The 20456-nt window shown below is 68.2% G+C and carries 19 protein-coding genes and 1 pseudogene; 9 read left to right on the top strand and 11 right to left on the bottom strand.

Going from position 1 to position 20456, the window contains the following annotated elements; all coding sequences use genetic code 11:
* Nucleotides 1–95 precede the first annotated feature (95 nt).
* A complete protein-coding gene (locus tag A5709_RS22925) occupies nucleotides 96–590 on the bottom strand; it encodes a cupin domain-containing protein (protein ID WP_067949174.1) in 495 nt (164 codons plus the stop codon).
* Here A5709_RS22925 and A5709_RS22920 point away from each other — a divergent pair.
* Nucleotides 589–1323 (top strand): M24 family metallopeptidase, encoded by a 735-nt coding sequence (locus tag A5709_RS22920; protein WP_068122714.1) that lies wholly within the window; start codon nucleotides 589–591, stop codon nucleotides 1321–1323. The genes A5709_RS22925 and A5709_RS22920 overlap by 2 nt on opposite strands.
* Here the strand turns inward: A5709_RS22920 and A5709_RS22915 are convergent.
* Complete coding sequence (locus A5709_RS22915) at nucleotides 1304–2218, bottom strand: SDR family NAD(P)-dependent oxidoreductase (protein ID WP_068122709.1); 915 nt, start codon at nucleotides 2216–2218, stop codon at nucleotides 1304–1306. The two genes, A5709_RS22920 and A5709_RS22915, sit on opposite strands and share 20 nt — an antisense overlap.
* Before the next feature lie 102 nt (nucleotides 2219–2320).
* On the opposite strand from A5709_RS22915, the gene A5709_RS22910 reads away from it, so the two are divergent.
* The 3 genes from A5709_RS22910 (at nucleotide 2321) to A5709_RS22900 (ending at nucleotide 5639) form a co-directional block, all read left to right on the top strand.
* On the top strand, nucleotides 2321–2887 hold the full coding sequence (locus tag A5709_RS22910; RefSeq protein WP_068122705.1) for a TetR/AcrR family transcriptional regulator: 567 nt from the start codon (nucleotides 2321–2323) through the stop codon (nucleotides 2885–2887).
* Between the two features lie 202 nt (nucleotides 2888–3089).
* Nucleotides 3090–4715, top strand: a complete 1626-nt coding sequence (gene groL / locus A5709_RS22905; RefSeq protein WP_067949166.1) for a chaperonin GroEL — start codon at nucleotides 3090–3092, stop codon at nucleotides 4713–4715.
* A gap of 105 nt (nucleotides 4716–4820) precedes the next feature.
* Nucleotides 4821–5639 (top strand): SDR family oxidoreductase, encoded by an 819-nt coding sequence (locus A5709_RS22900; protein ID WP_068122743.1) that lies wholly within the window; start codon nucleotides 4821–4823, stop codon nucleotides 5637–5639.
* Here A5709_RS22900 and A5709_RS22895 read toward each other — a convergent pair.
* The 4 genes and pseudogenes from A5709_RS22895 to A5709_RS22880 all read right to left on the bottom strand — a co-directional run bounded on the left by A5709_RS22895 (nucleotide 5636) and on the right by A5709_RS22880 (nucleotide 9009).
* Entirely contained in the window at nucleotides 5636–6187 is a 552-nt protein-coding gene (locus tag A5709_RS22895) for a carboxymuconolactone decarboxylase family protein (RefSeq protein WP_068122702.1), read from the bottom strand. The two genes, A5709_RS22900 and A5709_RS22895, sit on opposite strands and share 4 nt — an antisense overlap.
* Nucleotides 6188–6205: 18 nt before the next feature.
* Entirely contained in the window at nucleotides 6206–6604 is a 399-nt protein-coding gene (locus A5709_RS22890; protein ID WP_068122700.1) for a hypothetical protein, read from the bottom strand.
* A 63-nt stretch (nucleotides 6605–6667) separates the two neighbouring features.
* Nucleotides 6668–7240: pseudogene (locus A5709_RS22885) on the bottom strand (PPE family protein); the annotation flags it as partial.
* 38 nt (nucleotides 7241–7278) lie between these two features.
* Nucleotides 7279–9009, bottom strand: coding sequence for an amidohydrolase family protein (locus A5709_RS22880; RefSeq protein ID WP_068122697.1), 1731 nt, complete (start codon nucleotides 9007–9009; stop codon nucleotides 7279–7281).
* Between the two features lie 54 nt (nucleotides 9010–9063).
* On the opposite strand from A5709_RS22880, the gene A5709_RS22875 reads away from it, so the two are divergent.
* Entirely contained in the window at nucleotides 9064–9588 is a 525-nt protein-coding gene (locus A5709_RS22875; protein WP_068122693.1) for a mycothiol transferase, read from the top strand.
* A gap of 12 nt (nucleotides 9589–9600) precedes the next feature.
* A complete protein-coding gene (locus A5709_RS22870; protein WP_068122690.1) occupies nucleotides 9601–10461 on the top strand; it encodes a hypothetical protein in 861 nt (286 codons plus the stop codon).
* Here A5709_RS22870 and A5709_RS22865 read toward each other — a convergent pair.
* A complete protein-coding gene (locus A5709_RS22865) occupies nucleotides 10458–12182 on the bottom strand; it encodes a cytochrome c biogenesis protein DipZ (RefSeq protein WP_068122687.1) in 1725 nt (574 codons plus the stop codon). The genes A5709_RS22870 and A5709_RS22865 overlap by 4 nt on opposite strands.
* A gap of 83 nt (nucleotides 12183–12265) precedes the next feature.
* On the opposite strand from A5709_RS22865, the gene A5709_RS22860 reads away from it, so the two are divergent.
* The 3 genes from A5709_RS22860 to A5709_RS22850 all read left to right on the top strand — a co-directional run bounded on the left by A5709_RS22860 (nucleotide 12266) and on the right by A5709_RS22850 (nucleotide 16500).
* The gene (locus A5709_RS22860; RefSeq protein WP_156768133.1) at nucleotides 12266–12952 is read left to right on the top strand and encodes a TetR family transcriptional regulator; all 687 of its coding nucleotides are present in this window, start codon (nucleotides 12266–12268) and stop codon (nucleotides 12950–12952) included.
* A 72-nt stretch (nucleotides 12953–13024) separates the two neighbouring features.
* Nucleotides 13025–13573, top strand: a complete 549-nt coding sequence (locus tag A5709_RS22855; protein ID WP_067949149.1) for an MmpS family transport accessory protein — start codon at nucleotides 13025–13027, stop codon at nucleotides 13571–13573.
* Complete coding sequence (locus tag A5709_RS22850) at nucleotides 13570–16500, top strand: RND family transporter (protein WP_068122681.1); 2931 nt, start codon at nucleotides 13570–13572, stop codon at nucleotides 16498–16500. Before A5709_RS22855 ends, A5709_RS22850 begins: the two co-directional genes overlap by 4 nt.
* A gap of 93 nt (nucleotides 16501–16593) precedes the next feature.
* On the opposite strand, the gene A5709_RS22845 is transcribed toward A5709_RS22850, so the two are convergent.
* From A5709_RS22845 to A5709_RS22830, 4 genes are read right to left on the bottom strand one after another with little or no spacing between them, the layout of a single operon-like run.
* Nucleotides 16594–17091, bottom strand: a complete 498-nt coding sequence (locus tag A5709_RS22845) for a DUF5078 domain-containing protein (RefSeq protein ID WP_067949144.1) — start codon at nucleotides 17089–17091, stop codon at nucleotides 16594–16596.
* 53 nt (nucleotides 17092–17144) lie between these two features.
* Nucleotides 17145–18062: a crotonase/enoyl-CoA hydratase family protein gene (locus tag A5709_RS22840; RefSeq protein WP_068122678.1), complete on the bottom strand. Its 918-nt coding sequence runs from the start codon at nucleotides 18060–18062 to the stop codon at nucleotides 17145–17147.
* Nucleotides 18063–18070: 8 nt separating this feature from the next.
* Nucleotides 18071–18382, bottom strand: coding sequence for a hypothetical protein (locus A5709_RS22835; protein ID WP_067949140.1), 312 nt, complete (start codon nucleotides 18380–18382; stop codon nucleotides 18071–18073).
* 10 nt (nucleotides 18383–18392) lie between these two features.
* Nucleotides 18393–20438 (bottom strand): prolyl oligopeptidase family protein, encoded by a 2046-nt coding sequence (locus tag A5709_RS22830; RefSeq protein ID WP_068122740.1) that lies wholly within the window; start codon nucleotides 20436–20438, stop codon nucleotides 18393–18395.
* Nucleotides 20439–20456: the final 18 nt, after the last annotated feature.

The following is a 20456-nucleotide window of genomic DNA, read 5'->3' as shown; positions in this document are numbered from 1 at the left end:
TTCGACCTCACCTGCACGGCCACACCCTACGTCGCGCATAGGCGGCGCATCGCCGGCGAGCGCGGAAAGTTCGCTCACCATTAACCCGGGCGGGTCTACTGCACCCAGTAATTGTCGTGGCGGACGAACCACTCCCTACGCTCATCGTCGGTCATGTCGGCGAGCGCCCCGAAGCCCTCGAAGTAGGCCTCCCGCGGCGCGCCCGGCGCGAACAGCATCAGGATCGACGCCGGCTCGTCGGCCCCGTTGCGGAAGCCGTGGACGCCGCCGGGCGGGACGTAGAGGAAGTCGCCTTGCCGGCCGTCGGCCCACTGGGTGCCGTCGTAGAGCTTCATCGTCCCGGACAACACGAAGAAGGCCTCGGACATCGCCCGGTGAAAGTGCGGGCCGGGCCCGCCGCCGCCGGCGGGCAGGTCGACCCGGTAGAGCCCGTAGTCGCCGCCGGTGGCCTGTTGGTTGGCCAGGTAGTGGTACTTGACGCCGCCGGTTTCGTAGTCGGGCGGCGAGTCGGCCCGCTTGAGCCAGGCGCTGATCTCCGGCTCGTCCTTGGTGTATCGGGGCGGGGGATAGGGCGGCACGACGAGGGACATGCCTCCAGTGTGCGGCTATAACATCGCGGGCGTGGCCGACGAAGAAGTTCGGGTGGAACGGCTGCTCGACGCCCAGGAGAAGGCGACGCGATTGTTCGACGAGATCGAGCGGCGCGCCATGATTCGCCCCGGCGTCTCGGAAAAGCGGTTGTCCGACGAAATCAACCAGCTCGCCGCGGAAATGCTCGGGGTCACCCGGCACTGGCATCGGCGGATCGTGCGCGCCGGGGAGAACACCCTGCAGCCCTTCAGCGAGCGCCCGCCGGACCGGGTGGTCGACGACGACGACATCGTCTTCCTGGACCTCGGGCCGATATTCGCGGAGTGGGAGGCGGACTTCGGCCGCACCTTCGTGCTCGGCGACGACCCGCACAAGACCGCCGTCCGCGACGCGCTGCCCCGGGTGTGGCGGGCCGGCCGCGAGTACTTCGACGAGCGCCCGGACGTCACCGGCGCCGAGCTGTACGACTTCGTCGTCGGGCTGGCGCACGCCGAAGGCTTCGAGTTCGCCAGTGCCATCGCCGGCCACCTGGTCGGGGAGTTCCCACACAAGAAGATCGCCGGCCCCGGCGTCCAGTGGTACATCATGCCCGGATCGAACAAGCCGATGCGGCGCACGGACCCCGCCGGCCGCGCCTGCCATTGGATCCTGGAGATCCATCTGGCCGACCGGGCCCGCGGCTTCGGCGGCTTCTACGAGCAGCTGCTCGACCTCAGTCGAGGGGATACGTGACGCCGGTCAGCTCCTCCGAAACCGCCCACAACCGCCGCTGCAGGTCGGCGTCGTGCGACTTCGAGCTGGACGAGACCAGCTTGGGGTAGCCGCGCGTTTCGGCGAAGCCGTCGGGGCCGTAGTACTGGCCGCCCAGTACCCCGGGGTCGGTGGCGGCCCGCAGCGTCGGCAGCGCCCCCATCGCCGCGTCCTGCGCGATCACTGAGAAGAACACGTTGACGAGCGGCCGGAACACCGTGGGCGTGTAGCGGCCCAGCTCGGTGTTCGACCCGCCGGGGTGCGCGGCAGCGGCGATCGTCGTGCCGTGGGAGGCGAGCCTGCGCTGCAGCTCGTAGGTGAACAACAGGTTGGCCAGCTTGGCCTGCCCGTAGGCCGCGACCCGGTTGTAGGAGCGTTCCCACTGCAGGTCGTCGAAGTGGATGTCGGCGAGGATGCGGTGGCCCATGCTGCTCACCGTCACGACCCGCGATCCGGGGACCGGCAACAGCCGCTCGAGTACCAGGCCGGTGAGCGCAAAGTGGCCCAGGTGGTTGGTGCCGAACTGCATCTCGAAGCCGTCTCTGGTGGTTTCCTTCGGCGTGTACATGACGCCCGCGTTGTTGATCAGCAGGTCGATGCGGTCGTAGTCGGCCTTGAGCTGTTCGGCCGCGGCGCGGACGGACTCCAGCGACGTCAGGTCGAGCTCCTGGACGACGACGTCGGCGTGCGGGCTGGCGGCGGTGATCCGCGCGGCGGCGTCCTTGCCCTTGTCGAGGTTGCGCACCGCGAGCACGACGCGCGCCCCGTGGTCGGCCAGCGCGGCGGCCGTCTCGTAACCGAGGCCGGTGTTGGCTCCCGTGATGACGGCGACCCGTCCGGCCTGGTCGGGAATGTCGGCGGCGGTCCATTTGGCCATGGGTTCCTCCTAGAACGGTTAGACTAAACGGGGCGAGCGCTCCGGTTGATTCGACTATACGGAACGTACGCCCCGCTTTGTCAACCGATCGGTGGTGAACACTTGGCCGAATCCGCGAGGCCGTTGCGCGCCGACGCCGCGCGTAACCGCGCGCGCGTGCTGGACGTCGCCTACGAGACCTTCGCGGCCGAAGGCCTGTCCGTGCCCATCGACGACGTCGCGCGGCGCGCCGGGGTCGGGGCCGGCACCGTGTACCGGCACTTCCCGACGAAGGAAGCGCTCTTCACCGCTGTGATCGAGGACCGGATGCGCCGCCTCGTCGACGACGGGCACGCCCTGCTGGAGTCCGAGGGGCCCGGCGAGGCGCTCTTCGCCTTTCTGCGCTCGATGGTGCTGCAGTGGGGCGCCGCGGACCGCGGCCTGGTCGACGCCCTGGCCGGCTACGGGATCGACATCGCCTGCGCCGCGCCCGAGGCCGAAGACGCCTTCAAGGCCATGCTCGGCGAGCTGCTGCGGGCCGCGCAGAACGCGGGCACCGCGCGCGGCGACATCGATATAGGGGATCTCAAGGCGATCCTGGTCGGCTGCCAGGCGATGCAGGCCTACGACTCGGTGCTGGCCGAGCGGGCGACCGACGTCGTCATCGACGGTTTACGCCCGCCGCGATAGGGCCGAACTGTCCTTGCACTCGGCATAGGCGAGTGCTAAGAATGACTTGGCACTCGCGACTGGCGAGTGCTAGGTCGGGACGGTGAGACCAGCAGACACCTGGGGTCGTCCGTCGCGGGCACTGCACCCGGCCAGCGTAAGTAATGGGGTGACCACGCGTGGTCACCCGGTGTCATTCCCGATCCGGAGGAATCACTTCGCAATGGCCAAGACAATTGCGTACGACGAAGAGGCCCGTCGCGGCCTCGAGCGCGGGCTCAACGCCCTCGCCGACGCGGTAAAGGTGACGTTGGGCCCCAAGGGTCGCAACGTCGTCCTGGAGAAGAAGTGGGGTGCCCCCACGATCACCAACGATGGTGTGTCCATCGCCAAGGAGATCGAGCTGGAGGACCCGTACGAGAAGATCGGCGCCGAGCTGGTCAAGGAAGTCGCCAAGAAGACCGACGACGTCGCCGGTGACGGCACGACGACGGCCACGGTGCTGGCCCAGGCGCTGGTGAAAGAGGGCCTGCGCAACGTCGCGGCCGGCGCCAACCCGCTGGGTCTCAAGCGCGGCATCGAGAAGGCCGTCGAGAAGGTCACCGAGACCCTGCTCAAGCAGGCCAAGGAGGTCGAGACCAAGGAGCAGATCGCCGCGACCGCCGCGATCTCCGCGGGCGACCAGTCGATCGGCGACCTGATCGCCGAGGCGATGGACAAGGTCGGCAACGAGGGCGTCATCACCGTCGAGGAGTCCAACACCTTCGGCCTGCAGCTCGAGCTCACCGAGGGCATGCGGTTCGACAAGGGCTACATCTCGGGCTACTTCGTCACCGACGCCGAGCGGCAGGAAGCGGTCCTCGAGGACCCCTACATCCTGCTGGTCAGCTCCAAGGTGTCGACGGTCAAGGACCTGCTCCCGCTGCTGGAGAAGGTCATCCAGGCCGGCAAGCCGCTGCTGATCATCGCCGAGGACGTCGAGGGTGAGGCGTTGAGCACCCTGGTCGTCAACAAGATCCGCGGCACCTTCAAGTCGGTGGCCGTCAAGGCCCCCGGCTTCGGTGACCGCCGCAAGGCGATGCTGCAGGACATGGCGATCCTCACCGGTGGTCAGGTGATCAGCGAGGAGGTCGGCCTGTCGCTGGAGAGCGCCGACGTCGCCCTGCTCGGTAAGGCCCGCAAGGTCGTCGTCACCAAGGACGAGACCACGATCGTCGAGGGCGCCGGTGACACCGACGCCATCGCCGGCCGCGTGGCCCAGATCCGCCAGGAGATCGAGAACAGCGACTCCGACTACGACCGCGAGAAGCTGCAGGAGCGCCTGGCCAAGCTGGCCGGCGGTGTTGCGGTGATCAAGGCCGGCGCCGCCACCGAGGTGGAGCTCAAGGAGCGCAAGCACCGCATCGAGGACGCAGTCCGCAACGCCAAGGCGGCCGTCGAGGAGGGCATCGTCGCCGGTGGTGGCGTGGCCCTGCTGCACGCGTCGCCGTCCCTGGACGAGCTGAAGCTCTCCGGTGACGAGGCGACCGGCGTGAACATCGTGCGCGTCGCGCTCGAGGCTCCGCTGAAGCAGATCGCCTTCAACTCCGGGCTGGAGCCCGGCGTTGTCGCCGAGAAGGTCCGCAACTCGCCCGCCGGGACCGGCCTGAACGCCGCCACCGGTGAGTACGAGGACCTGCTCAAGGCCGGCGTTGCCGACCCGGTCAAGGTCACCCGCTCGGCGCTGCAGAACGCGGCGTCCATTGCCGGGCTGTTCCTGACGACCGAGGCCGTCGTCGCCGACAAGCCGGAGAAGGCGGCCGCTCCCGCGGGCGACCCGACCGGCGGCATGGGCGGTATGGACTTCTAAGTCCTGTTACGAAAAGGCCCGGCTCCCTTTGGGAGTCGGGCCTTTTCGTGTGCCCGCCGGCGGCTGCTCGACGCCGAATGTGAAGCTATCCGTAGGGTGAACACCATGCCCCTTCCCGCCCCCTCGCCCACCAGCACCGCCGTCGTGACCGGCGCGTCGTCGGGCATCGGCGCCGACATCGCACGCGAGCTGGTCGGCCGGGGCCACGGCGTCACGCTCGTCGCCCGCCGCGAGGAGCGGCTGCGCGAGCTGGCCGAGGAACTGTCGGGCCGTGTCCGGGTCGAGGTGATCGCCTGCGACGTCGCAGACGCGACAGCCCGCGCCGGCCTCCTCGGCGAGGTGGAGCGCCGCGGGCTGACCGTCGACATCCTCGTCAACAACGCCGGCATCGGGACCATGGGGTCGGTGACGAAAACGTCTGTCGACGACGAGATCGCCCAGGTGCGCGTCAATGTCGAGGCTGTCATCGACCTGAGCACCCGCGCGGCCCAGCAGATGGTGCCCCGCCGGCAGGGGGCGATCCTCAACGTCGGATCCACCGCGGGATACCAGCCGTTTCCCGGGCAGATCGGCTACGCCGCCACGAAGGCGTTCGTCAACAACTACACCCAAGGCCTGCGCGCCGAACTCGCCGGCACCGGCGTCACGGTCGCGCTGTTGTGCCCGGGGCCGGTGCGCACCGAGTTCGTGAAGAACGCCCGTATGGACGAGCGGGACTTCGCGGACGCCTTCCCGAAGTTCATGTGGATGCCGTCGCGCGACGTGGCGCGCGCCGGGGTCGACGCGCTCGAGCACGACCGCGGAACGGTGATCCCCGGGCTGCCGAGCCAGATCACCACCCGGCTGTTCCAATTCATGCCGCGACGGGTGCTGCTGCCGCTGGTGAAGAACCAGCATCCAGCCCTGCGCAGAGATCGGGACTAGGGCCAGCGCCGCATCCAGCCCTCCACCGGCAGGGCCAGCGCGTTGCACAGCGTGCAAATCGTGCGATACCAGCCGACGGCCGTGAGCAATTCGATCCGCTGCTCGTCGTCAAGGAAGCGGCCCAGTGCAATCCAAGTCGCCTCCGACCATGAACCGGTGCGCTCGAGTTCGTCCACCGCCCCGATCAGCGTCCGTTCGGCCGGGCTCCACCGCGGATCGTTGGCGTCGCCGGTCACCAGCGCGTCGCACTCGTCGTCGCTGACCCCCGCGATCGGACCCCAGAACGCCGCCTGCCCGCCCCACTCGTACGCGCAGCCGACCAGCGCGCAGGTGCGCAGGATCGCGATCGTCCGCGTCCGGGCCGGCAAAAGCGCTGCGACATAAAGTGATTCGCCGAGTTTGCGCAGCCGGCTGGCCAGCGCGGGGTGGCGCTGCAGGCAGCGCACCAGAAGCAGCGGCTCATAGGTGCGGTCCGGATGCCCCCAGCTGTTGATCCCAGCGGCATCTTCTTCGCTCCACGGCGGGGCGAGCGGTGCGACGCGGCTCACGGATCAGACTGTACGGCGCTAGGCCGGCAGCGAGAACACCACGCAGTCGTGCAGGCAGCCCTTGGCCGCGCCGGGGGAGTCGGGCTCGGCCTCCCGGTGCAACAGCGCGCGGGTGGGCGCCACGGCCAGGCGTACCGCGTCCCCCGCATCCGTCACCTCGGCCGTGCCGTCGACGATCAGCGAATAGCCGCCCGGCTCGGAAGGGGGCCACAGCAGGGTGACGTCGCGGCGCTGCGCGAGATTCTGCCGGGTGCGGCCCCCGATGAGGCCGACGTCGACGATCGCCTCGCGCAGCCGTGGCTCGACGGCCACGGTGTGCACGCGGTAGTCGTCGTCGACGGTCACCAGGTACGCGTACGCGTAGTCGGGGAGGGCGGCGGCGAGCCGCTCGATGTCCACCTTCTTCTTCGTGCGCATGGTTCTCAGGATAGGCGCGGGCGGCGGCCGTCAGAGCGTGCGCGGAACCCGCGCCGCGGGCAGGCCGAACGTGAGCTGTCCGCTGCTGCTGAAGTGGAAGCCGAGGTTCTGCAGCACCTGCTGCCAGGGCGCCAGCTTCTCCACGGCCGCCGACGCGTCGGCGTGATAGCCGTACATCGCTTCCACGTCCGACGCCCACATCTGGTCGTAAGCGGCCTCGATGTCGGCGATCGCGGGGGTGTTCTGGCCCAGCCAGTTCGTGGCCGACAACGCTTGCGCCAGAGCGCGGTTGGCCGCGACCACCGCGGGCTGCACGGTGGCGGCCAGCGCCCCCTCGAACGCGTGCGCGACGGCCGACGCCTGGCTGGACACCGCCTCGGCCTGGGCCGCGGCCGCGCTGAGCCAGCTCACGTAGTGCGTGGCGAGGGCCATCATCGCCGCCGACGACGGACCCTGCCAGGAGCCGTTGGCCAAATTTGACGTGACCGAAGAAAATGACGATGCTGAGGAAGCCAGGTCCTCGGCCAGGCCGTCCCAGGCTTCCGCGGCAGCAAGCAGCGGCCCGGCTCCGGGACCCGCGAAGATTCGTGCCGAGTTGACTTCGGGCGGCAACCACGCAAAATGCGGGCTCGTCACCGGCTCAACTTACCCGGGATTTGGCGATTTTGGTGGCGTTATTGCGCGGGTACCGGGCGAGGTTGCCGGCCGCGCACCAACTTGCCTGGGCGGGCTTCGGTGGGCACACCGTTCTCCGCGATCACTTGGCCCGCCACGATCGTGGCGACGTACCCGTCGGCGGTCTGATCCAGCCGCCTCCCCCCGGCCGGCAGGTCGTAACTGATCACCGGTTTGTGCAGCCGCAACGCCGCATGATCGATGACGTTGAGGTCGGCCTTGTACCCGACCGCGACGCGGCCCCGGTCGCCCAGCCCGGCGATGCGCGCCGGCACCGAGGTGAGCTCGCGGACGGCCTCCGGCACCGTGAACCGCCCCGACTTCCGGTCGCGGGCCCAGTGCGCCAGGAAGTACGTCGAGTAACTGGCGTCGCAGATCATCCCGTAGTGCGCGCCGCCATCGCCGAGCCCCAGCACCACGTCGTCGCGGTGCAGCAGCTCCCCGACGGTGTCCAGCGAATTGCCCTGCAGGTTGCTGGTGGCCACCAAGAGCATGGCCCGGCCGTCGTCGTCGAGCAGCCGGTCGTAGGCCTCCTCCATCGGGTCGACGCCCTTGGCCCGGGCCCGGGCACCGATGCTGGTCGACGGGTCCGGCTCGTAGTCCGGGGTGTCGCCCAGCGGGAAGATCCAGTCCCACATCTGCGCCACGTACAGGATCGGGTGACCGACGCCGGGCTTGTCGGACAGGATGCGCGCCCGCACCTCCGGCTTGCGCATCTCGGCGACCCGCTCGGCCAGCGGCAGGTGCGCGATCTCTCGATAGCTGGGGTAGAGCACGAAAGGGTTGGCGGACAGCTGGAGTCCGATGATCAGCCCGATCGGGCGCGGGAGCAGCTGGGCGGTGATGTCACCGCCCGCGGCGTTGGCCTTCTCGATCATCGTGATGGCGTCCGGCCACGTGGGGTCGCCGGCGTTGGCGACGACGAGCGTGAACGTCAGAGGCAGGCCGACATCCTCGGCGACGTCGAACACCGTCTGCAGCACGGGCTCGTAACCGCCGGCCGGAATGTCCGGCACGAACTGCAGCAGGCCGCCGCCGCCGTCGACGACACCGCGGGCGATCCCTTCGATCTCCTCCCGGGCGGCGTCGTAGCTCGGGATGGGCGAACCGCTTTCGGTCTTGTGGATGGTCAGCCGGGACGACGCGAAGCCCAGCGCGCCGGCCTCGACGGCCTCCTTGGCGAGCGCCCGCATCTTGGCGAGGTCCTCGGCGGTGGCCGGCTCGCGGTCGGCGCCGCGCTGACCCATCACGTAGACGCGCAGTGGGGAGTGCGGCAGATACGCCGCAACGTCGATGTCCCGCCTGCCCGCGTCCAGGGCGTCCATGTATTCGGGGAACGTCTCCCACGTCCAGGGCAGGCCGTCGGTCATGACGACACCGGGAATGTCCTCGACGCCGGCCATCACGTCGACGAGCACGTCGTGGTCTTCCTGGCGGCACGGGGCGAAGCCGACCCCGCAGTTGCCCATCACCACCGTGGTCACCCCGTGTGCCGACGACGGCGTCAGGCGTTCCGACCAGATGGCCTGGCCGTCGTAGTGGGTGTGCAGGTCGACGAAGCCCGGGGTGACCAGCAGCCCGGTGGCGTCGATCTCCCGATCGGCCCCTTCGCCGTTCACGTGACCGACGGCCTTGATGACGCCGTCACGCACCGCGACATCGCCGACATACGGCTCGCCGCCCAGCCCGTCGACGATGGTGCCGTTGCGAATGATCAGGTCGTACGTCATCCAAACAATCTACGACCGTGCCGGTGGCTCGTGCCAGGATCTAGTGTCGCTGGTATGGCCAACACCTCCAGCCCCGATGCCGCCGTCCAGGAACTGCTTCGCGACGCCTTCACCCGGTTGATCGAACACGTCGACGAGATCGCCGACGGATTGACCGACGACGTCGCCGGCTACCAGGCGACCCCCGACGCCAACAGCATCGCCTGGTTGCTCTGGCACAGCGCGCGGGTGCAGGACATCCAACTGGCCGACGTCGCGGGCGTCGAGCAGGTGTGGCTGCGCGACGGCTGGGTGGACCGGTTCGGGCTGGACCTGCCGCGCAACGACACCGGCTACGGGCACAAGCCCGAGCAGGTCGCGAAGGTCAAGGCGCCCGCGGATCTGCTGGCCGGCTACTACCACGCGGTGCACAAGCTCACGCTCGAATACATCGCCGGCGTGACCGCCGCCGAGCTGGAGCGGGTGGTCGACACCAACTGGGACCCGCCGGTGACCGCCAGCGCCCGGTTGGTGAGCATCATCGACGACTGCGCCCAGCACCTCGGGCAGGCCGCCTACGTTCGCGGAATCGCGCCCTAAGGGTTCTCCGGCGTGCGAATCGTGGCCGCCGTCTTCCGGGCGGTGCTGTGGCTGGCCACCACCGTCGCGCTGGCCGTGGCCATCCCGGCGGCGTGGCTGCAGCTGAACATCGTCAGCGAGGGCGGCTACGCCGCGCTGGCCCAGCGGGCCGCCGGCGACCCCGCGCTGCAGTCCGCCGCCGCGGACGAGCTATCCGACCGCGCGATGGCGCTCATCGCGGAGCGCAACGGCGGACGGCAGCCGGTCGAGGGCGCGGAAGTGCACCTGGCCGCCGTCGCGTTCACGGCCGGGCCCGCCTTTCCGGCGCTGTTCGCCCAGGCGAACCGGGCGGCGCACCGCTGGTTGTTCACCGCCGACGGCGCCGGCCAGTCGTGGGCGATCGACGTGGCGCCGATGCTCAGGGACGCCTCGATGCAGCGGATCCTGAGCCGTCACAACGTGAAAGCGCCTGCGACGCTGACGGTTCCGTTGACGGCGTCGGTGCCGCGATCGCTGCGGCAGGGCCGGCTCAGCCCGCTTGCGACGTGGGGCCCGTGGGTGAGCATCGGCGCGGTCGCCCTCAGCGTCGTGTGTGCCGTGCTGACGGTGGCCACCGCGCGCCGCCCCGGGAAGGCGCTCACCGGCCTCGGGGTCTCCGCGTTGCTGGTCGGCGCCGCCGGCTGGGCGGGCATCGAAATCGCCCGCCACTATGTCAACGACGCGCTCAACCGGACCACCGGCGACATCCGCCGCGTCGCGGAGGTGATGGTCGGCCACGCCGAGGCGGGCCTGCATCAATGGCTCAACCTGACGCTGCTCGCCGGCGCCGCGCTGGTGATCGGCGGTGTCGTCGTCGCGATGCTGGGCAGCCTGCGGAAGAAGCCGGCGGGCTAGCCGAAGGTGAACGAAAAGACTTGCAGCCCAGGGCTGACCCGCATGTCGAGCTGGTCGCCGCGCGCCGTCTCGTCGGTGACGATCGGGTGCAGCGTGGGTGGCCCGCCGATCGCCGTCGTGGTGGTTCTGCCGTCGCGGGTCACCGTGAGTGTGCCGGTGCCGCCGACGACGACATAGACGTCCTTGGCCGTGTAGTTCAGCCGGATGGCGGCGTCATCGCTGTCGGCGGTGGCGCCCTGGTCGTCCAGCTTCCATCGGCCGCCCAGTGCGAACGTGTCGCCCGCCAACTGCGGCGGATAGCTGAACTCGCCCGACTTGTAATCGCCTTTGCCGCCGTAGTTTCGGGCCCGGTCGACCCCTAGATACGTCTCGGGGGTGAGCCGGGTCTGCGGTGTGGTGTCCGCGGAGTGCGCCGGCGCGGGTAGCCGGGTGTCGGGGTGGGCGTCGACGAGCAGGTCCCGGATCAGCTTCTCGGTGCCCTCGTAATCACCCTCGCCGAACTTCGTGTGCCGGACGGTTCCGGTCGCGTCGATCAGGTATTCCGCGGGCCAGTAGAGGTTTTGGTAGTTGTTCCAGGTGGTGTAGTCGTTGTCCAGCGCGACGGGGTAGGTGATGTGCAGCGCGGCGGCGCCGCTGGAGACGTTGGCGGGGACCCGCTCGAAGGCGTACTCGGGGGTGTGCACCCCGACGACGACGAGCCCGGCGTCGTGATACCGGTTGTACCAATCGGTTACGTGCGCGATGGCCCGTTGGCAGTTGATGCACGAGTAGGCCCAGAAGTCGATCAGCACCACCTTGCCGCGCACCGCCGCCTCGTCGAGCGGTTTGCCGTCCGGGGTGTTGAGCCACCCCGTGATCCCGCCGACGGCGGGCGCCGGGCCGCACTGCTGCAACTGGGTGGCGCCGTCCATGCAATCGGTCAGCGCGCCGTCGACCCTGACCCCGGCCGGGCTCAGCCGCAAGCCGCTGGACCCTGGCGCCGGCGTGGCCGCGGCGGGGTTGAGCGTGCGCTGGAGGTCGTCGGCGCCGATCTTGTTCTGCATCGCCGTCGTGTAGTCGGGGATCGCGCGCTGCAGGATCGCGGGCAGGTTGAAGACCAGTGCCACGGCCAGCACCACCATCATGATCCCGCCGGCCACCTGGATCGCGCGCTGGCGGCGGCGGAACGCGGCGACGCGTTCGGCGACGCGCCGCCCGGCCAGCGCGAACGCCAGCAGCGGCAGCGCATTGCCCAGTGCGAACGTCCCGGTCAAGACCAGCGCGCCGGCCCCGATCGACTGCGTGCCGCCGGCGACCACGATCGCCGCGAGCACCGGGCCCGCGCACGGCACATACAGCGCGCCCAGCGTCAATCCGAGCCCGAAACCGTCTGCGTTGGCGCCGATTTGCCGCTGCGGCAGGTACCCGAACGGCCGCTCGATCAGGTGTTGCAGCGGAGGGAAGATCAGCCCGAGCCCGATCAGCACCAGCACCACCAGCGCCGCCCACCGGATCGCGTCCTGCGGCAGGTGCAGCGCCGTCAGCAACCCGGAGCCGACCAGCGTGGCCAACGAGAAGCTGCACACCAGGCCGGCGATCACCAGGTAGGGCCGCGCGGCGGCACTGATCCCCCGGGTGCCGCCCGCGCCCGACAGCAGGAGCACCGGAAGCACCGGCAGGATGCACGGCGAGATCCCGGTGATGAGTCCGCCGAGGAAGCCGATGAGCGCGATGGTGTGCATACCTACATACACCTTTCCGCACCCGGGACGGTTCATGTGGCCGAGAACAAATCACGCTACGTGCGTTATACAAATCACATAATGTGCGTTACGCTCCACCGGTGGCGCAGTTAACTTTCCAGCGCGCCCGCACCGAGGAGAAGAAGCGCCAACGTGCGGAGGCACTCGTGGAGGCCGCACGCTCACTGGCGCTCGAGACCGGCGTCGCGTCGGTCACCCTGACCGCCGTCGCCAGCCGGGCCGGCATTCACTACTCCGCCGTCCGTCGCTACTTCACCTCGCACAAGGAAGTCCTGCTGCACCTGTCCGCCGAGGGCTGGGTGCGCTGGTCGAACACGGTGTCGGAGAAGCTGGCCGAGCCCGGCCCCAAGTCGCCGTCGCAGATCGCCGAGACGCTGGCCAACGCCCTGGCCGAGGACCCGCTGTTCTGCGACCTGCTGGCCAACCTGCACCTGCACCTCGAACACGAAGTGGACGCCGAGCGGGTGGTCGAGGTCAAGCGGATCAGCACCGCGGCCACGCTCTCGCTCGCCGACTCCATCGAGACGGCGCTGCCCGAGCTCGGGCGGTCGGGGTCGCTCGACATCCTGCTGGCCGCGTACTCGCTGGCCGCGACGCTGTGGCAGGTCGCCAACCCGCCCGAGCGGCTGACCGACGCGTATGCCGAGGAGCCCGAAGTGATTCCGCCCGAGTGGAACCTGGACTTCACCGTCGCCCTCACTCGCTTGCTGACCGCCACGTGCGTGGGGCTCATCTCGGGATCGCAATGAACGAAGAGAGGAGGCCGGGGGGCTGTGGCTTGGCGAACTGCGACCGGTGAACGGGAAGGACTTGGAGCGCCCATGACGACGACTGAGCCAAGGACCGAGCCGCTGCAGAAGCAGGGCTCCGGCGCCGGCGAGGGCAAAAAGGGCGCTCCGCAGCCTTCCGGGAAAAAGGGGCTGCTGGCGCGTTTCTGGTTGGTGCTCACGATCGCAGCCGTCGTCGCGGTGTCGGGATTCGTCGTATACCGATTGCACGGCGTCTTCGGAGTTCACAAGGGTTCGTTCGGTGGCGGCACGTCGGGCGAGGTCCTCGACGAGTTCAACGCCAAGACGATCACGCTCCAGGTCTGGGGCTCACCGGGCAGCACGGCAACCATCAACTACCTCGACGAAAACTCCCATCCGCAGCAGGCCCTCAACGTGTCCTTGCCCTGGAGCAAAGTATTGAGTTCAACGAAGCCCGGCATCCCGGCAAACCTGATTGCACAAGGCGACGGCAGTTGGATCGCCTGCCAATTCGTCGTGAACAACCACGACGGGCACGGTGACGTGATCAAGGCTCCGAATCGCTCGGATGCCAACGAAACCGTGAACCCCTTCGTCTACTGCCTGGACAAGTCCGCATGAGCGAGCCGGGCGGGGCTCCGCCGCGCGTCGACCAGCCGCTGATCCCGCCGTTCCTGCCGCGGATGATCCACCGGCTCGCCCTGCCGATCGTCCTGGTCTGGTTGGGCATCGTGTTCCTCACCAACACCGTGGCCCCGCAGCTGGAGGTCGTCGCCAAAACCCACTCGGTGTCGATGAGTCCGACTGCCGCGGCGTCCTTTCAGTCGATGATGAAGGTCGGATCGACGTTCAAAGAGTTCAACTCCGACAACTCGGCCATGATCTTGCTGGAGGGCGACAAGCCACTCGGCGCCGACGCGCACCGCTACTACGACGAGATCGTCAGGCGCGTCGAGCAAGACAAGACGCACGTTCAGCACGTGCAGGATTTCTGGAGTGATCCGCTGACGGCGGCGGGTTCCCAGAGCCACGATCAAAAGGCCGCGTACGTCCAGGTCTACCTCGCCGGGAACATGGGCGGCGGGCTGGCGAACGAGTCTGCCCTGGCCGTCCGCAAGATCGTGGACTCGGTGCCCGCACCGCCGGGAATCAAGGCGTATGTCACCGGCGCGGGTCCGCTGTTCGCCGATCAGTCCCATGCGGGCGAGAAGGGCGTCATGCTCGTCACCCTTGTCACTTTTTTGGTGATCGTGGTGATGCTGCTTTTCGTCTACCGCTCGATCGTCACCATGCTGATCATGCTGGCGATGGTCTTCATCGAGTTGGCGGCGGCCCGTGGTGTCGTCGCGACGCTCGGAAACTACGGGATCATGGGGCTCTCGACGTTCGCCAACAACATGCTGGTGTTGATGGCGATCGCCGCCGGAACGGACTACGCGATCTTCGTGGTCGGGCGCTACCACGAGGCGCGCGGTCTGGGCGAGACCCGTGAGCAAGCGTTCTACACGATGTTTCACAGCACCGCGCACGTCGTGCTTGGGTCGGGCCTGACGATCGCCGGCGCGATGTACTGCCTGAGCTTCTGCCGGCTGCCGTACTTCGAGTCGCTGGGGGTGCCCTGTGCGGTGGGCATGCTGGTCGCGGTGTTGGCGGCTTTGACGCTGGCTCCGGCGGTTTTGACGGTGGCTTCGTTCTTCAAGCTCATGGATCCGAAGCGCACGCTGCAGACCCGGGGCTGGCGTCGCATCGGCACCGCGGTCGTCCGCTGGCCCGCACCGGTTTTCGCGGTGACCATCGGGGTCGCACTGGTTGGTCTGCTCGCCCTGCCGGGCTACAAGACGGACTACGACAACCGCCACTTCCTGCCGGCGGACACCCCGGCCAATGTCGGGTATGCCGCCGCGGACCGGCATTTCGACCAGGCGCGGCTCAATCCCGAGTTGTTGATGATCGAAACCGATCACGACTTGCGCAACCCCGCCGACTTCCTGGTCCTGGACAAGGTCGCCAAGGCGGTCTTCCACATCCCCGGCATTGGCCGGGTGCAGACCATCACCCGGCCGTTGGGCACGCCGCTCGACCACAGCACCCTCGGTTTCCAGATGGGCGCACAAGCAGCGGGGCGGATCCAGACCCAGCACTATCAGGAAGAGCAGGCGAACAACCTGCTCAAGCAGGCCGACGAACTGCGCAAGACCATGGCCACCCTGCATGAACAGATGCAGGTCACCCAGGACCTCAGCAACACGACGCACGAAACCACCAGGCTCACCAAGGAAACCGTGCGGATCACCGAGGCGTTGCGCGATGACATCGCCAACTTCGACGACTTTCTGCGGCCGATCCGCAGCTACTTCTACTGGGAGAGGCACTGCTACGACATTCCGGTCTGCTGGGCGCTACGGTCGGTCTTCAACGCGCTCGACGGCATCGACCAGGTCGCTCAGAACATCGTGGAGCTCAGCGCGAATCTGGACAAGTTGGATCGGATCCAGCCGAAGCTGGTGGCGCTGATACCGCCGCAGATCGAAAGTCAGCAGCGCAACCTCGACACCATCATGTCGAACTACGCGACCACGATGGGTCTCAACGAACAGGCGAAAGCGCAGTCCGACAACGCCACCGCCCAGGGCGATGCCTTCGACAAAGCAAAGAATGACGACACGTTCTACCTCCCGCCGGAGGCGTTCAAGAGCCCGGATTTCGCACGGGGACTGAAGAACTTCATTTCGCCGGACGGGCACGCGGTCCGGTTGATCATCTCCCATGAAGGCGACCCGGCGAGCCCCGAAGGCATCAGCCACATCGAACCGATCAAGCAGGCCGTGCACGAGGCGATCAAGGGCACGCCCTGGGAGGGCTCCAAGGTCTACCTCGGCGGTACCGCCGCGACGTACAAGGACATGCACGACGGCTCTAACATCGACCTGCTGATCGCCGGAATTGCCGCAGCCACACTGATTTTCATCATCATGCTGGTGATCACCCGAAGCGCCGTGGCGGCCTTCGTGATCGTCGGTACGGTGTTGTTGTCACTGGGCGCCTCGTTCGGGCTCTCCGTGCTCCTTTGGCAGTACATCCTGGGCATCAAGTTGCACTGGATGGTGCTGGCGATGGCGATCATCCTGCTGCTGGCGGTCGGCTCGGACTACAACCTGCTGTTGATATCGCGGTTCAAGGAGGAAATCCACGCCGGGCTCAAAACCGGGACGATCCGCGCGATGGCCGGTTCGGGCTCGGTGGTGACCTCCGCCGGCCTGGTGTTCGCCGCGACCATGGCCACGTTCATGTTCAGCCCGCTGCTGGTGATGGCCCAGGTGGGTACGACGATCGCGCTGGGTTTGTTGTTCGACACCTTGATCGTGCGGTCGTTCATGACGCCGTCGCTGGCCACCCTGCTCGGGCGCTGGTTCTGGTGGCCGCAGCACGTGCGTCCACGGCCGGCCAGCACCATGCTGCGACCATACGGACCGCGTCCCGCTGTGCGCGATCTGCTCCTCAGGAACGTCGAGGAGCACCCGCCGGGCGGGTTGGTCCAGCCGCGCTGATCCGACGAGGCGGCGCCGCGAGGCCGCCGCCGGGGCGACCAACACAGACTGGTGCCCGGCGGCGTCACCGCATTACTGAGCCCTAGCGCGGAATTACTGGACCCTGCCGCGGACGGGTCCCGGCCATCCAGGCGGACCAGTCGGCTCGGCCCAGTCCCAGACGGCCATGTCGCCGGGCGGGTATTGGTTGCACACGTCGGTGGCCTTGGCCACGACGCCCTTGTTGTTGAAGAAGAGCTTCATGTGGTTCGGCCACGCGTACCACAGCGGGTCGTTGTTGAAGAAGTTCTCCGAATACGTCCGGCGGTCCTCCGGCGACAGCGAGTAGAACCAATGCACCTTGTCGATCGTCGCCTGCTGGACGTTCGGGTGGTTGTCGAAGTCGATCATGTAGCGCTGGTAGTACACCGGGCTGGTGTCGCGGGTGGCCGCCATGATCTGCTCGGCGTCGCAGGTGGTGTTGATCATCCTGCGCGGAATCGGGAAGTCCTCCGTGGAGTCGGCCACGGCGGTTTTCGGGAACGCCGTCGCGGCGATACCCAGGGCGAGGACAGCGGCGCCTGCACGCAGGCCAGAAGTCAGCCGGGACATAGTTGATAACGGTAACACTTTTTGGGCGCCGGGGAACAGGTTCCTAGCCCATCTCAGCATTGGTCCCGATCAGGCACGATGACGTGCGCGGGGTCGGGCCGCAGCTCCGGCGGGGCCTGGCTGTAGTCCCCGAAGGGGCCGTCGCGGCGCTCGACCGCCGCCCGAACGCCCTCGGTTTCGGCCGTCTTGACGAACTCCAGGGCGTCGGGGGTGTTGCGCATCAAGCCGTCGAGGATGCCGCCGAGCGTCTGGGTGGACGCCAACCCCATGTTCTCGTACGCCTGGTTGACGATCAGCTTCTGCGCCTGCAGCTGCGACAGTGGAATCCGGGCCAGCTCGGCGGCTACCTCGGTGACCCGGGCCTCGAGACGCTCGAACGGCACCGCCTCGTTGATCAGCTCGACCTCGGCCGCCTGCACGCCGGTCAGCGGCCGCCCGGTCAGCGAGTGCCACTTGGCCTTGGCGAAGCTGAGCCGGTAGAGCCACATCCCGCTCAGGTATGCGCCCCACATCCTGCTGTACGGGGTGCCGATCACCGCGTCGTTGCTGGCGATCACCAGGTCCGCGCACAGCGCGTAATCGCTTGCGCCGCCCACGCACCAGCCGTGCACCTGGGCGATGACCGGCTTGGATGCCCGCCAGATGGCCATGAACTTCTGCGTCGGCCCCGTCTCGCGGGAGGTGACCATCGCGAAGTCCTTGCCGGGATCCCACTTGCCGTCGGTCATCATCGACTCGCCCCAGTGCTGAAAGCCGCCGCCGAAGTCGTAGCCGCCGGAGAACGCCCGGCCCGCGCCGCGCAGCACGATGACCTTGACGGCCGGGTCGCGCTCCGCCAGCCCGACCGCCGCCTCGATCTCGTCGGGCATGGGCGGCACGATGGTGTTGAGCTGCTCCGGGCGGTTCAGCGTGATGGTGGCCACCGGGCCGGCCGTCGTATAGAGGAGCGTCTCGAAGTCGGGTGCGGTCATAGCATCCTTTAGGGATCGGGCCGACGGTTTTCCGGCGACGACGCGTAGATGCGGTCGCCGATCTTGAGATACGGCGTAGTCAGGTAGGCCGACAAGACGACGACGCCGGAAAAGATCACCGCCACGCAGACGGCGTTGGGCCAGACCCTGCCCGTGCCGATCGCGAAGCAGACGATGCCGATGATCGCGGTCGTCCAGTAGAACCGCCTGCCGGCGCGGCGATGACGGATGAATCGGTAGCGTGCCTGCGCCGCCGAGACCAGGACGAAGATCAACCCGGTCGCCAGCAGGGTGAGTTCGATGCGTTGGGTCGCTGACACGCCGACGATCTTATGACCTGGCGAGCATCCGCCACAGGAAGGAATAGGTCAGCGCCGACTTGAAGGCGACCTGCTGGTTGTCGGCCGCGCCGGCGTGGCCGCCCTCGATGTTCTCGTAGTAGTAGACCCGGTGGCCCGCGGCCTCCAGCGCCGCCGTCATCTTGCGGGCATGGCCCGGATGGACCCGATCGTCGCGGGTCGACGTGGTCATCAGCACCGGCGGATAGTGGCGCGTGGCGGAAATGTTCTGGTAGGGCGAGTATTCGGAGATGAACGCCCAGTCGTCCGGGTTGTCCGGGTCGCCGTACTCGGCCATCCACGAGGCGCCTGCGAGCAGCAGGTGGTAGCGCTTCATGTCCAGCAGCGGCACGCTGCAGACCAGCGCGCCGAATCTGTCCGGGTACTGGGTCAGCATGATGCCCATCAGCAGGCCGCCGTTGCTGCCACCCTGCGCGCCGAGCTGGTCGACGGTGGTAATGCCCCGATTCACCAAATCCGTTGCCACCGCGGCGAAATCCTCGGCCACCTTGTGCCGGTTCTCGCGCATGGCCTGGGTGTGCCAGCCGGGCCCGTACTCGCCGCCGCCGCGGATGTTGGCGAGCACGTAGGTGCCGCCGCGGGCCAGCCACAGCCGGCCGAGCACGCCGCTGTAGGCGGGGGTGTTGGCGGATTCGAAGCCGCCGTAGCCGTACAGCATGGCCGGCCCCGGGCCCCGCGCATCGGCGGGCCGCACCACGAAGTACGGGATCGGCGTCCCGTCCTGCGACGCCACGAAATGCTGGGAGACGGCGAGGTTGCCGGCGTCGAAGAAGGCCGGCGCGGACTTGATCTGGTCGAGCGGGCCTGCGCCGGTGCCGCGCATGAGCCGCGACGGGTTGACGAATCCGCTCGAGTCCAGGAAGAACTCGTCGCCGGTGTCGTCGGCCGCGACGACGACGGTGTGGGTCGCCTCGGGGATGCCGGCTAACGGTTGACGTTCCCACGTTCCGGGCGTGACGATCTCCACCCGGCTGGCCACGTCGGCGAGGGTGACCATCAACAGGCGGTCGCGCGTCCACGCGTAGTGGTTCAGGGCGGTGTGCTCGTCTGGCTCGAACACCACGCTCAATTCGGCCGTGCCCGATAAGAACTCGTCGTAGTTCGCCGCCAGCAAAGAACCGGCGGGATAGCTCTGCGCGCCGTAGAACCAATCGGTGCGCAGCTCGATCAGGAGCCACTCCCGGTGAATCGACAAGCTCGCGTCGGTGGGTGCGTCGATGCGGATCAGCTCTGGGTTTTCTGAAAGGCCCCGCAGTTCGTAGACCTCTTCGTTCCAGAAGTCGAGGGCCCGCCCCAGCAGGGTGCGCTCGAAGCCGGGGGTGCGGTCCACCGAGGCGGACACGCGGACGTCGGTGCGGGCGCCCTCGAACACGGTTTCCGCGTCGGTCAGTGGGGTGCCCCGCCGCCATCGCTTGATCACCCGCGGGTAGCCCGATTCGGTGAGCGAGTCGGCGCCGAAGTCCGTGCCCACCAGCACGGTGTCGGTATCCACCCAGGCAAGTTGCGACTTGGCCTCCGGCAGCGCGAATCCGTCGACGACGAATTCGCGTGTTCCCATGTCGAATTCGCGCACGATGGACGCGTCCGAGCCGCCCCTGGACAGCGCGACCAGGGCGCGCGTGTACTCCGGTTCGATGACGCCGGCGCCGGCCCACACCCACTTCTCGTCGTCGGTCCGGCCCAACTCGTCGACATCGATCAGCACGTCCCACTCGGGGGCATCGGTCCGATAGCTCTCGAGCGTGGTGCGCCGCCACAGTCCGCGCGGGTTGTCGGCGTCGCGCCAGAAGTTGTAGAGGTACTCGCCGCGGCGGACCACGTACGGGATGCGGGCGTCGGTGTCGAGCACCTCGAGCGCCTCGGTGCGCATTCGCTCGAACTCCGCGTCGCGGAAGGTCGCCAACGTCGGTTCGTTGCGCGCCCGCACCCAATCCAGCGCCTCGTCGCCGGTGACCTCCTCGAGCCACAGGTAGGGGTCACGGTCGTCGTCGGGGGCCGCGGGGGCTTGCGATGTCATGACCGCCATTGTGGCCTC

This window comes from Mycobacterium sp. E1386, from assembly GCF_001672745.1.
Lineage (GTDB): Bacteria > Actinomycetota > Actinomycetes > Mycobacteriales > Mycobacteriaceae > Mycobacterium.
This window is presented reverse-complemented; position numbering and strand designations above follow the sequence as displayed.

Bases quoted from the DNA above. Each gene is read 5' to 3' on its own strand.
- A5709_RS22840 (WP_068122678.1), bottom strand. From the start codon at position 18,062: ATGACCGCACCCGACTTCGAGACGCTCCTCTATACGACGGCCGGCCCG.
- A5709_RS22845 (WP_067949144.1), bottom strand. From the start codon at position 17,091: ATGTCCCGGCTGACTTCTGGCCTGCGTGCAGGCGCCGCTGTCCTCGCC.
- A5709_RS22880 (WP_068122697.1), bottom strand. From the start codon at position 9,009: ATGACGTACGACCTGATCATTCGCAACGGCACCATCGTCGACGGGCTG.
- A5709_RS22900 (WP_068122743.1), top strand. From the start codon at position 4,821: ATGCCCCTTCCCGCCCCCTCGCCCACCAGCACCGCCGTCGTGACCGGC.
- A5709_RS22890 (WP_068122700.1), bottom strand. From the start codon at position 6,604: ATGCGCACGAAGAAGAAGGTGGACATCGAGCGGCTCGCCGCCGCCCTC.
- A5709_RS22875 (WP_068122693.1), top strand. From the start codon at position 9,064: ATGGCCAACACCTCCAGCCCCGATGCCGCCGTCCAGGAACTGCTTCGC.
- A5709_RS22865 (WP_068122687.1), bottom strand. From the start codon at position 12,182: ATGCACACCATCGCGCTCATCGGCTTCCTCGGCGGACTCATCACCGGG.
- groL (WP_067949166.1), top strand. From the start codon at position 3,090: ATGGCCAAGACAATTGCGTACGACGAAGAGGCCCGTCGCGGCCTCGAG.
- A5709_RS22915 (WP_068122709.1), bottom strand. From the start codon at position 2,218: ATGGCCAAATGGACCGCCGCCGACATTCCCGACCAGGCCGGACGGGTC.
- A5709_RS22855 (WP_067949149.1), top strand. From the start codon at position 13,025: ATGACGACGACTGAGCCAAGGACCGAGCCGCTGCAGAAGCAGGGCTCC.
- A5709_RS22830 (WP_068122740.1), bottom strand. From the start codon at position 20,438: ATGACATCGCAAGCCCCCGCGGCCCCCGACGACGACCGTGACCCCTAC.
- A5709_RS22850 (WP_068122681.1), top strand. From the start codon at position 13,570: ATGAGCGAGCCGGGCGGGGCTCCGCCGCGCGTCGACCAGCCGCTGATC.
- A5709_RS22925 (WP_067949174.1), bottom strand. From the start codon at position 590: ATGTCCCTCGTCGTGCCGCCCTATCCCCCGCCCCGATACACCAAGGAC.
- A5709_RS22920 (WP_068122714.1), top strand. From the start codon at position 589: ATGCCTCCAGTGTGCGGCTATAACATCGCGGGCGTGGCCGACGAAGAA.